The sequence below is a fragment of the Stackebrandtia sp. genome (genome assembly GCF_035643755.1).
Taxonomy (GTDB): Bacteria; Actinomycetota; Actinomycetes; order Mycobacteriales; family Micromonosporaceae; genus Stackebrandtia.
The window spans coordinates 1-10,754 of record NZ_DASQPW010000031.1 but is presented as its reverse complement, the minus strand read 5'-3'; the positions used below and the strand labels follow the sequence as shown (position 1 = coordinate 10,754).

Below are 10,754 nucleotides of genomic sequence, written 5' to 3'. Positions count from 1 at the left end.
ACCCCATGTCTCCCGCCCGCATGAACACGAACTCCTCGTAATCCGCGGTCACGGTCCCACCCAACGCCTCCACCCACCAGGCGGACAGCTCGCGAGGGTTCGTGGTGTTGAACGTGACGTTGACGATCTTCAGACTCATGGTGGGGACGGTACCCGCGAGCTGCGACATTGAGGATCGCGACTTGCGTCGACACTCGTTGTTCAGGTACGCGTCGCGCTGCTGCCGTGGCGCGGCCTTCTATCACGGTGATACGGGGGCCACAATCTGTGGGAGGTGTTCCGTCGCACGGGAAGGTTGTTCCCCGATGAAACGACGCAGCCTGGTGGCGGGCGTGGTCGGTGCCGCCTTCGCCCCGGTTGTCGCGGCCGATGCCGCCACGCCTTCCGGTTCCACCGCCGACGCCGATGCGGGCGATCACGGCCCTGCGCGGGATGCGTTGCGCCGCCTGCTGCCCGACCATCACCACCAGATCGAGCTGTCGGTGGTCTCCGATGTGGATCGTTTTGTGGTGTCGGGGTCGCGGGGTGCCGTGCGGGTGGAGGCGGGCTCGCCCGCCACCCAGCTCACCGGCGTGAACTGGTATCTCAAGCATGTCGCCGGGGTCGATGTCTCCTGGCCGGGCGACAGCCTGTCGCGGCTGCCGCGTCGGCTGCCCGGTGTGGACGGCAGGATCGACAAGACCGCGCTGGTGCCGCATCGGGTGGCGCTCAACGATACGCACGAGGGGTACACCGGGCCGTATCGCGGCTGGTCGGAGCGGGAGCGCGAGCTCGATCTGCTGGCGCTGCACGGGTACACCGAGGTGCTGGTGACCATCGGCGCCGACGCGGTGTACCAGGCGACGTTCGGCGAGTTCGGTTACGACGCCGACGAACTGCGCGAGTGGATTCCGCTTCCCGCGCACCAACCGTGGTGGCTGCTCGAAAACATGTCGGCGTTTCCCAGCGCGATCTCGCAGTCGCTTTTGGATGCACGGGTCCGGTTGGCCCGCAAGGTGTTGCGTCGCATGTCGCGGTTGGGCATGAGACCGATCGTGCCGGGCTTCTACGGCACGGTCCCGCCCGGCTTCGCCGACCGCAACCCCGGCGCGCATGTCGTGCCGCAGGGCGAATGGCTGGGGTTCGACCGTCCCGATTGGCTGGACCCCACGGGTCCGCACTTCGCGGAGGTGGCCGCGGCGTTCTATCGGCACCAGAAGAAGCTGCTCGGCACCGCCGACATGTTCAAAATGGACCTGATGCACGAGGGCGGCGACCCGGGCGACGTGCCGGTGGGCAAGGCGGCCTCGGCGGTGTTCGACGCCATGCACGCCGCCCACCCCGCCGCGACCTGGGTGATGCTCGGGTGGCGGGACAACCCGCGCCGCGAAATCCTCGACGCCATCGACACCTCGCGGGTGCTCGTCGTCGATGGCCTGTCCGATCGCCACGACGACCTGGACCGCGAGCAGGACTGGGGTTCGGCCCCGTACGCGTTCGGCACCATTCCCAACTTCGGCGGAAAGACCACTGTGGGTGCCAACGCCGGGGTCTGGGCGAAGCGGTTTCGGGAATGGCGCACCAAACCCGGCAGCGCCCTGACGGGCATCGCGTGGATGCCCGAGGCCGGTGGGCGCGATCCGGCGGCGTTCGAGCTGTTCGCCGAGCTGGCCTGGCACGATCGGATACACCTCGGTCGGTGGTTCAGCGACTACGCCGATCGCCGTTACGGCGGCACCGACGACCACGCCCGTGCCGGGTGGGACCTGTTGCGCCGCAGCGCCTATGGCATGCCATCGGACGGTTCGTCCGAGCCCGCCGACGGCCTGTTCGCCGCCCGTCCCGGCCTGGACGTGACCACCGCGGCGCACTGGTCGCCCAAGCAGATTCGGTACGACGCCGAGACCTTCGCCGCCGCCCTGCCGGAGCTGTTGGACGTCGACGCCGCATTGCGCGACGACGCCTACCGCTACGACCTGGTGGATATCGCCCGCCAAACCCTGGCCAACGCGTCGCGCGGCCTGCTTCCCCGGATCGAGACCGCCTACGACGCGGGAGACGCCGACGCCTTCGCCACCCTCACCGACACCTGGATGTCCTGGTTGGACCTGCTGGAGCGCCTGCTGGCCAGCGATCGCCGATTCCTGTTGGGGCCCTGGCTGGCTCGGGCCCGTCACGCCGCCTCCACCATCGGCGAGGGCGACGACCTGGAGTACGACGCCCGCACGATCATCACGGCGTGGGGACACCGCGCCCAAAGCGACGAGGGCAACCTGCACGACTACGCCAACCGGGAACTGTCGGGGCTGGTGTCCGGTTTGTACGCCAGGCGTTGGCGCACGTACTTCGACGCGCTGGCCAAGACGCTGGGCACGGGTCGGCGACCCGACATCGACTGGTTCGCCATCGACGAAGCCTGGGCGACCCGGCGCGACGCCTTTCCCGTCGAACCCCGGGGCCACCCCCATCGGTTGGCCAGAGAGGTACATCGAACGCTGGCCGAGGCGGTATCCGCCTGGGCCGGCGGCCGCTGATCACGGCTTCGCTACGCCGCCGTCTGAAACACCGGCCAGCAGATCTCCGTCCTCCACTGTGAAGTGTCGGGTGTGTCGCGCTGGTTCACCAGGTAGTACTCGCGCAGCGGGCCCTCCACCGCGAGGGCGTGGCGGGTGACGTGGGTGGCGAGGGCTCCGTAGCTGCGGTCGACCTCGGAGTGTGGTCCGGTGTGCTGGATGATCGCCAGTTCCGCCGCGGGGATCTCCACCGAGGTGACGCGGCCCAGGTCGCGGACGGGTTGTGCGCAGGGCACGAAGATCGTCATGCGCCCGCAGTGTTGGGTGAAGAAGTCGTCGTGGAAGACGCCGCCCGCGGTGCCCGACGGGTCGATGTTCTGGGCGGACAGGCAGGCGTAGAGCTCGCCGAGGGCGCCCAGGGCCCAGGCCATGGCGTCGTTGGCGTCCACCGTGTCGTCGATGGCGGCGGCGCCGGTGGCGGGGACGACGCGGTGTTCGATCGGGGACGAGGTCTCGATCGCCTTGGGGGACAACAGATCGCGCAGCGAGTTGACCGCGTGTTGGGTGCGGCCGAGTGCGTCCTCCAGGCGGGACAGGTGGGCGGAGATGCGGGTGTTGCGGGTGGCGAGGTCGTCGGCGGACAGGACGGCCTGGATCTCCTCCAGCGGCATGTCGAGGGCGCGGAAGCGGCGGATCACCTGGGCTGCGGGGATCTGGCCGGTGGCGTAGCGGCGGTAGCCGGTGTGGGGGTCGATGTCGGCGGGTTCGAGGAGGCCGATCTTGTGGTAGTGGCGCAGGGTCTTGATGGTCATGTGGGTGGCGCGGGAGAAGTCGCCGATGGATAGGAACATCGCCATGCCTCACAGTGTGGGGTCTCCCGTCGGGGGAGAGTTCAGTCGCCGAATCGGGGTTGACCGTGCCGTGGCGGCAGCCAGCAGCATGTGGGGAGCCATGAACCGACTCGAAGGAGCAAGAACGATGCCATTCATCGAAACCCGCGACGGCAGCTCGCTGTTCTACCGTGACTGGGGCCACGGACGGCCCGTCCTGTTCTGCTCGTCCTGGGGCCTCAACAGCGGCCAGTTCCAGGGGCAGATGGCGCACCTGGTAGCGAACGGGTCGCGGGTCGTCGCCTACGACCGGCGCGGTCACGGGCGCTCGGACGACCCCGGCGAGGGCTACGACTACGACACCCTCGCCGACGACCTGGCCGACGTGATCGCGCACCTGGACCTCGGCGAGTTGACCCTGATCGGGCACTCGATGGGGTGCGGCGAAATCGTTCGCTACCTCGCCCGGCAGGGCGGCGCGCGGGTGCGCAAGGTCGTGCTGTTGGGGGCGGCGCTGCCGTTCCTGATGGCGACGCCCGACAATGCCGACGGCGTCGCCAAGGAGGACGCCGAGCGGATGCGGTCGGCGTGGCGGCAGGACTTCAGTGGCTGGTTGCGGGACAACGAGGGTCCCTACTTCGGCGAGGGGTTGCCGGGATGCGAGGTGTCCGACGCGGTGCGGTTCTGGACGCTGAACGCCATGGTGGACGCCTCGCTGCACGCGCTCGTGGAGACCAACCGCGCGGTGGTCGAGACCGACTTCCGCGCCGAGCTGGGCGGCATCGAGGTGCCGACGCTGATCATTCACGGCGACCACGACGCCTCCAACCCGCTGGAGTTCACCGCGGAGCGGGTGGCGAAACTGTTGCCCCACAGCGAACTGAGGGTGTATGAGAACGCGCCGCACGGGCTGTACCTCACGCATCCCGAACGGCTCAACCGCGACCTGTTGGAGGCGGTCACAGCTGGGTGACGACGATGTCGAGGCGTCGCGGGTCGCCGGTCTGTTCGACGCGGTATTTCAAGTCCCGCAACGCCTCGATCAACTCGGTGACGGACGCGGGCTCGCCGCCGTCGCCGAGCAGGTCGGCGACCATGCGGCCCTTGGTGGCCTTGTTGAAGTGGTTCACCACGGAGCGGGTGGTCTCGCCGCCCGCGGTCTGCTCGTGGAAGACGCTGACCGTGGCGCTGGCGCCGGGCGGCTCCCACATCGCGCGGTAGTCCTGCGAGCGCAGGTCCAGGATGAACTCCCCGTCCACATGGGCGGGGAGTCTCTTATCGAGGTGGGTGCGCCAGAACGTCGTCAGGGCAAGGGTTTTGGTCTTGTGGAGGCCGGGGAGGCTGGCGCCCGCGGGGCAGCGGTAGTCGGGGATGGGGTCGTCGATGCCCAGCACGCCCCACAGGCCCGAGAAGACGAGCAGGCGCCGGCGGGCGCGGTCGCGGGCGTGGGGGTCGAGCTCGCCCAGGCGCAGGGCGTCGTACAGTACACCACTGTAGACGGACGCGGCGGGGGCGGCGGGGGCCTTCATCAGCCGCGCGTTCACGTCCAGGTAGTGGTGGAGTTTCTTGCCCAGCTTGAGGACCCGAACCGCCCTGTCGGGGTCCATCCGGGACAGACGGCCCAGGGACGTGGCGACCCTGCGGCGGGCGGCGGCCAGCTCGGGGGCGAACAGCGCGTCGACGTCGGTGGGGTCGCCATGGGAGGGAGCGGTCTTGCCCTCGGACGGCGGCAGCAAGATTCGCATCGTCGGCGCTCCTGTCGATCGGCCGCCGCCAGCATAGGTGCCGTCAGACGGTGGCGTGCCAGGTGGGAGGGGGGTCGTCGAGGCGCCCGTGGTGCCCGCCCGCCGGTTCGTCCTGCATCTTTCGGATCTTGCGCGCGGACTTGGAGTAGGCCGCCAGGCCCCCGAAACCGATGGCCGCGTAGAACAACGCGCCGAGCAGGTAGCTGGGTTTGGCCTGGGTGAACGTGGTGACGACCGCGACGATCGCGCCCGCCACGCCGATGATGCCGATGAGCATGTAGGCGTAGGCGCCCGCGACCCACATGGAGCGCGCGGCGGGGGCGGTGGCGATGCGGCGGTTGATGGCGGCGGACACGGCCTCGGGATCGTCGAGCGGCAGCAGCCACTGCTGATGGGTGCCCACGACGCGCAGGCCGGGGCCGGGGGACAGCGGCTGGGTGGCGCCGTTGGGATGCGCGTACTCGGTGGCGGAATCGAACTGCCCCGTTTCAACCTTGTGGACGTCGCGCAGGTCGATGCCCAGTTGCGTGACGCGCGTGGAGTACTTGGGCGGTCCCTGGCGGGGCGCGCCGCCGGGGAAGCGCAGCTTGTCGAGCATCAGGCGGTCGTGGCGAATGCGGAGCCTTCCCTTGCCGCGCAAGCGAATGGTGAGGTCGAGCTTGCCGTTCACCACGTCGAGGGCCAGCGGGCTGGTGAGAATCCGCGCGGCGGCGTAGGACGCGGCCAGGCCGATCGCGATGGCGACGGCCCCGGTGAGAAACGGGGTGCCGACGACGAACCGTTCGAAGGCGCTGGGCGGGTTCTCCGACGGGAAGTCGTCGTAGGTGACGAGGGTGCCGAGGCTGATCGGCACGGTGGCTATCAGGGCCAGCTTGGGCCACGTCCGCGGCGAGTGCCGCAGGATGATCAACAGCACCAGGATGACCGTGTACAGCACGCCGAGGACCTGGCCCAGCACCAGCAGCTCGCCGGCGTCGGGCACCCAGGTGGCGGCGCCGTAGAGCTTGTCCACCGCCAGGTACGACGCCCACTCCAGCTCCGCCAGCACCAGCAACGGCGCGCCCACGAACGCGATGAGCAGCAGCGGAACGGCCGCGCACCAACGGATCGCGCGGCCGGGGCCGCGCCGCAGGCCGCCGGGCGTCGGCAGCTCGTGCTCGAATATCACCACGGTGGACGATTGTTCCACCGTGCAGGATCAGGCGGCCTCGGGCAATTGGCTGATGACGTCGACCTTGGCGCTCTGGAAGATCAGCTGGGTCTGGAAGCGCGCCACCTCGGGGCGGGTGGCGAGGCGGTCGACCAGGAACGAATGCAGCCGCTCGGAGTTCTGCACCGCGACGTGCAGCACCACGTCGTGCTCGCCGGAGACCACGTACTGCGCGAGCACCTCCGGCCAGCGCGCCACGTCCTTCTTCAGGGCCTCGTAGAACGGGCGGCCGTGGCGGCTCAGCTGCACCGACACCAGCGCCTGCTCGTAGCGGTGCAGCGCGTTGAGGTCGATCTCGGCGTGGTAGCCGCGGATCACGCCGCGTCGGGTCAGGGACTTGACGCGTTCGAGACAGGTGGACGGCGCGATGCCGAGCTGCCGCGCGAGCTCGCGGTTGGACTGCCGAGCATCCGTTTGGACAAGTCGCACTATCTCCGTATCAAGTTCATCCACATCTCGAATGTTAGTAGAAAATTCGGTCATCCGATCGATCGGACGGTCAAGTGTCTGATCGGGTGCCTAATCTTCATTCCCATGAGCACACCCATCATCGAAGCACCCCCCGCGACCACGACCCACGGCTCACTCGGCCTGGGGCGGGGCACCGCGTTGTTCCTCGGATCGGTGCTGGGGCCCGGCGTGCTGGCCCTGCCGCGGCTGGCCGCCCACGCCGCGGGACCGGCGTCCATCGTGGCGTGGGTCGGGTTGCTGCTGTTGAGCGTGCCGGTGTCGTTCACCTTCGCCGCGCTCGGCGCCCGGTACCCCGGGGCCGGCGGGATGTCGGCGTTCGCGAAACGGGCCTTCGGCCAGCGCTCCAGTGTGGTCGTCGGGTGGTGGTTCTACTTCCTGATCCCCGTGGGCACCCCCGCGGCCGCCTTCGTCGGCGCGGAGTACGTCGCCAGCCCCTGGCGGCTGGGGCACGGCGCGACGGTGGCGATCGCCCTGGGCTTCGTCGTGGCCGCCTTCGGCCTCAACCACCTGGGGCTGCGGCTGTCGGGCGGCGCGCAGATGTTGCTGATGGCGCTGCTGATCATCCTGCTGGTGACGGCGGTGGCCGTGGCGTCGCCGCACCTGCACGCCGCGAACTTCACGCCCTTCGCGCCGCACGGCGTCGGCGGGATACTCGCGGCGGTGGCGGTGCTGTACTTCGGTTTCGCCGGCGGCGAGGCCGTGGCCCACCTGTCGGGGGAGTTCCGCGACCCGGCGCACCAGCTGCCGCGCGTCACCGCCACGACGCTGGCCATCATCGCGGTCATCTACATCGGACTGTCCGTCGTGGTGGTCGGGGCGCTGGGCGGCGCGGCGGGGTCCTCGCCGGTGCCCATCACCGACCTGCTGGCCTTCGGGCTCGGCGGCGCGGCCCCGCTGGTCACCGCGGTGGCCGCGGCGGTGCTGACCCTCGGGGTGATGAACGTGTTCATCGCCAGCGCCTCGCGGCTCGGCGCTGTGCTGGCCCGCGACGGCGCGCTGCCCAGGGTCCTGGCGGGCGGCCACGAGCCCGGTCGCATCCCGCACCGCAGCCTGCTGTTGCTGGCCGGGCTCGCCCTGGTCACCACCACCGTCGCCTCGATCTGGCGGCTGGACCTCGACACCCTGATGCGCCTCGCCTCGGGGTGCCTGGCGGCGGTGTCGGTGGTGGGAACCGCCTGCGGCGTCAGGCTGCTGCCCGGGCGGCTGGCCAAGACGCTGGCGGCGGTGTCCACCGTGCTCACCTGCGTGGTGCTGGTGTCGCTGGGCTGGACGCTGCTGGTGCCGCTGGTGATCGGCGCCGCCGCGCTGTGCTACGCGCGTTTCCGCTGAGCCGCAGGGGTTTCGGCAATCGTCGGTCGGCGGGGTGCCGCGCCCGGGCGCCTCAGGGGCGCGGCGCCGTGAGGACGGGGATCACCACCTCGTCCACGATGCCCTCGAGGACCTCGCCGGTGATCTCGCGTCCATAGAGGATCGTCTCGTTGCGCAGCAGGTCGACGGGCAGCCGCAGCACGCGTTCGGGAAGGTCCGCGGTGAGTATCTCGCCGCGGGCCTCGGCGCGTTCGGCGATGATCCGCACCTGCGCGGCCAGCGCGGACTTGCGCAGTTGGGCCCGCAGCTCGGCGAACACCTCGGGGTCGCGGAAGGCGTCGGCGACCAGCCCGGCGATGACGTCGCGGGTGGTGCCCTCGTGGCGGTGCATGGTCGCGCCTATCCAGGCCAGCAGGTCGCCGCGCAGGGAACCGGTGTCGCGGGGCCGGGGCACGCGGGGGGTGCGATGCACGCGGGCGGCGAACATGAGGGCGGCGCGGTTGGGCCAGCGTCGGTAGATCACGGGCTTGCTGGTGCCCGCGCGGGCGGCGACCGCCTCGATGGTGATCTTGGCGTAGCCCACCTCGGTCAGCACCTCCCAGGCGGCGTCCAAAATGGCGGTTTCGAGCTCCTCGCCGCGGCGTCGGGGCCGCGGATCGGGCGTCGAGGGCTGGGCCGTCATCGCTTCTCCGATTTGTAGATACGTTGCGTTTCTTAGTCGAGCGGGTTATGGTTCCAGTATTAGACACGGACCGTGTCTTATGGGAGGTTTTCATGAACGACACCAAGACAACAGTCAACAATGATCTACCCCAGATACCGGTACGGAAGTGCCCCTATCGAGCCCCCACCGAGGCCGCCGCGCTGCGCGAGCACGGCACGGTCTTCAAGGCGCAGCTGCCCGACGGGCGCGAGGCCTGGGTGGTCAGCGGCTACGACCAGGTGAGGCAGGCGCTGGCCAACGAAGAGCTGTCCAGCGACCGCCGCCACCCCAACAGCCCGCTGCGGGTCGCGCTGCCCAAGGACCCCGAGTCCATGAGGCAGCGGGCCTCGCTGGGCGAGGCGCTGATCGGCGTGGAGGGGCCCGAGCACAGTCGGCAGCGCCGCATGCTCATCCCGAGCTTCTCCTTGAAGCGCATCAACAAGCTGCGCCCCGGGATCCAGACCGTCGTGGACGAACGCATCGACGCGATGCTGGACGCCGGCGCCCCGATCGACCTGATGGAGAACTTCGCGCTGCCGATCCCGTCCATCGTGATCTGCGAGCTGCTGGGGGTTCCCTACGCCGACCACAAGTTCTTCGAGGAGAAGTCCCGGCTGCGCCTGGACCAGGAACGCGGCGGCGCGGCGCTGGTCGAGCTGCACGACTACCTCGCCAGGCTGGTGGAGGCCAAGAAGGCCGAGCCCGGCGACGGACTGCTGGACGACCTGATCGGGACCCGACTGGCCAGCGGCGAGACCACCGAGGCCGAGATCGTCTCCTTCGCGCTGGTGCTGCTGATCGCGGGCCACGACACCACGGCGAACATGCTCACCCTCGGCACCGCCGCGCTCCTGGAGCACCCCGACCAGCTGGCCGCCCTCCAGGCCGACCCCGAGCTGATGCCCGGCGCGGTCGAGGAGCTGATGCGCTACGTGTCCATGGTGCCCGGGCTGCCGCGAGTCGCCACAAGGGACATCGAGATCGACGGGCACGTCATCCCCGCCGACTCCGGCATCATGGTCTCCACCGCCTCGGCCAACCTCGACCCCGGCCTCATCGACCGCCCCGACGAACTCGACGTGCGGCGCTTCGTGCGCGGCCACGTCGGCTTCGGCCACGGCGTCCACCAGTGCCTCGGCCAGAGCCTGGCCCGCGCCGAACTGGAGATCGGTTTCGCCTCGCTGTTCGAGCGCATCCCGACCCTCCGCTTCGCCGAGCCACCCGAGGCGATGCCGCGCAACATCATCGGCTTCGGCCTCCAACAACTCATGGTGGCCTGGTAACCCCGGGTTTGGCGGCGGCCCAGGGCCGCCGCCGAGCCCGGTCGCCCTGCCTCGTGGCGTCCAAACGTGCCACGGGCGCGGAGGAACTCGAGGCGACGGGCGCGCATCCGATTGACATGGAACAAGAAGAGCAAGCCAGGACGGAACCGTCCCGTCGCTACCAGTGGGTGATCGGTGCGGTCATGACGCTCGTCGTGGGTGCGCTCGTCTTCGTGTTCACGGGGGCCTTTTCCGGCCGACATGGCGCGGATGCGCAGAAGGACAAGGGTTCCCATAGCGCCCCCTCCGACCGACTAAGCGCGGAGGCCCAGACCGACAAGGATTCCCACGGCTGCGTCCGCGATCCCCGCCGTTCCCAAAAACTGCATCTGGACATCGACGCCATGGCGCTCAGCCCGAACGGCGAGTACCTCGTCGGCGACCTCCCCGACGAGGGCTTCGGGCTGTGCCACAACGGCGTGTTCACCAAGGTCACCAGCATCGAAGGGCACACCGACGCGTACTTCACGGCCGACGACGTCAACGATTCGGGGGAGGTCGCGGGCACCGCGCAATTCGGTGAGTCCTCCGTGGCTTGGCGATACGTCGACGGCATGTTTCAGATTCTCAAGGGCCCCAGGGATTCCCCGGATATCGAGGACGCCGTCGCCATCGCCGCCGACGGGACCGTGGCGGGGACCGTGTACCACGTCTACGTCTACGACTACGGCGA

10 protein-coding genes are annotated in these 10,754 nt (G+C 69.7%); 5 read left to right on the top strand and 5 right to left on the bottom strand.

Translation table 11 applies throughout. The annotated features are described in order from the left end of the window. Positions 1-305 precede the first annotated feature (305 nt). Positions 306-2,513: an alpha-N-acetylglucosaminidase gene (locus VE172_RS02490; protein ID WP_324796672.1), complete on the top strand. Its 2,208-nt coding sequence runs from the start codon at positions 306-308 to the stop codon at positions 2,511-2,513. 11 nt (positions 2,514-2,524) lie between these two features. Here VE172_RS02490 and VE172_RS02485 read toward each other — a convergent pair whose 3' ends face one another. Continuing rightward, positions 2,525-3,349, bottom strand: a complete 825-nt coding sequence (locus tag VE172_RS02485; RefSeq protein ID WP_324796669.1) for a MerR family transcriptional regulator — start codon at positions 3,347-3,349, stop codon at positions 2,525-2,527. Positions 3,350-3,470: 121 nt separating this feature from the next. Between VE172_RS02485 and VE172_RS02480 the strand changes: the two genes are divergently transcribed. Then, positions 3,471-4,295, top strand: coding sequence for an alpha/beta fold hydrolase (locus VE172_RS02480; protein ID WP_324796666.1), 825 nt, complete (start codon positions 3,471-3,473; stop codon positions 4,293-4,295). Here VE172_RS02480 and VE172_RS02475 read toward each other — a convergent pair. The 3 genes from VE172_RS02475 to VE172_RS02465 are packed head-to-tail and all read right to left on the bottom strand — an operon-like array spanning position 4,282 to position 6,760. Beyond that, complete coding sequence (locus VE172_RS02475) at positions 4,282-5,067, bottom strand: YaaA family protein (protein ID WP_324796664.1); 786 nt, start codon at positions 5,065-5,067, stop codon at positions 4,282-4,284. The genes VE172_RS02480 and VE172_RS02475 overlap by 14 nt on opposite strands. 43 nt (positions 5,068-5,110) lie before the next feature. Continuing rightward, positions 5,111-6,238 carry a hypothetical protein gene (locus VE172_RS02470; RefSeq protein WP_324796661.1) on the bottom strand — a complete coding sequence of 376 codons (1,128 nt, stop codon included), beginning with the start codon at positions 6,236-6,238 and terminating at the stop codon, positions 5,111-5,113. 27 nt (positions 6,239-6,265) lie between these two features. Next, the gene (locus VE172_RS02465; RefSeq protein WP_324796658.1) at positions 6,266-6,760 is read right to left on the bottom strand and encodes an Lrp/AsnC family transcriptional regulator; all 495 of its coding nucleotides are present in this window, start codon (positions 6,758-6,760) and stop codon (positions 6,266-6,268) included. A 51-nt stretch (positions 6,761-6,811) separates the two neighbouring features. Between VE172_RS02465 and VE172_RS02460 the strand changes: the two genes are divergently transcribed. Then, positions 6,812-8,077 carry an amino acid permease gene (locus VE172_RS02460; RefSeq protein WP_324796655.1) on the top strand — a complete coding sequence of 422 codons (1,266 nt, stop codon included), beginning with the start codon at positions 6,812-6,814 and terminating at the stop codon, positions 8,075-8,077. A 52-nt stretch (positions 8,078-8,129) separates the two neighbouring features. On the opposite strand, the gene VE172_RS02455 is transcribed toward VE172_RS02460, so the two are convergent. Further along, positions 8,130-8,738, bottom strand: a complete 609-nt coding sequence (locus VE172_RS02455; RefSeq protein WP_324796653.1) for a TetR/AcrR family transcriptional regulator — start codon at positions 8,736-8,738, stop codon at positions 8,130-8,132. 92 nt (positions 8,739-8,830) lie between these two features. Here VE172_RS02455 and VE172_RS02450 point away from each other — a divergent pair, with 92 nt between their 5' ends. Together VE172_RS02450 and VE172_RS02445 are read left to right on the top strand one after the other, a co-directional pair. Next, positions 8,831-10,042, top strand: coding sequence for a cytochrome P450 (locus tag VE172_RS02450; protein WP_324796651.1), 1,212 nt, complete (start codon positions 8,831-8,833; stop codon positions 10,040-10,042). Between the two features lie 8 nt (positions 10,043-10,050). Continuing rightward, the coding region (locus tag VE172_RS02445; protein WP_324796649.1) for a hypothetical protein at positions 10,051-10,754 on the top strand (704 nt) is incomplete at its 3' end.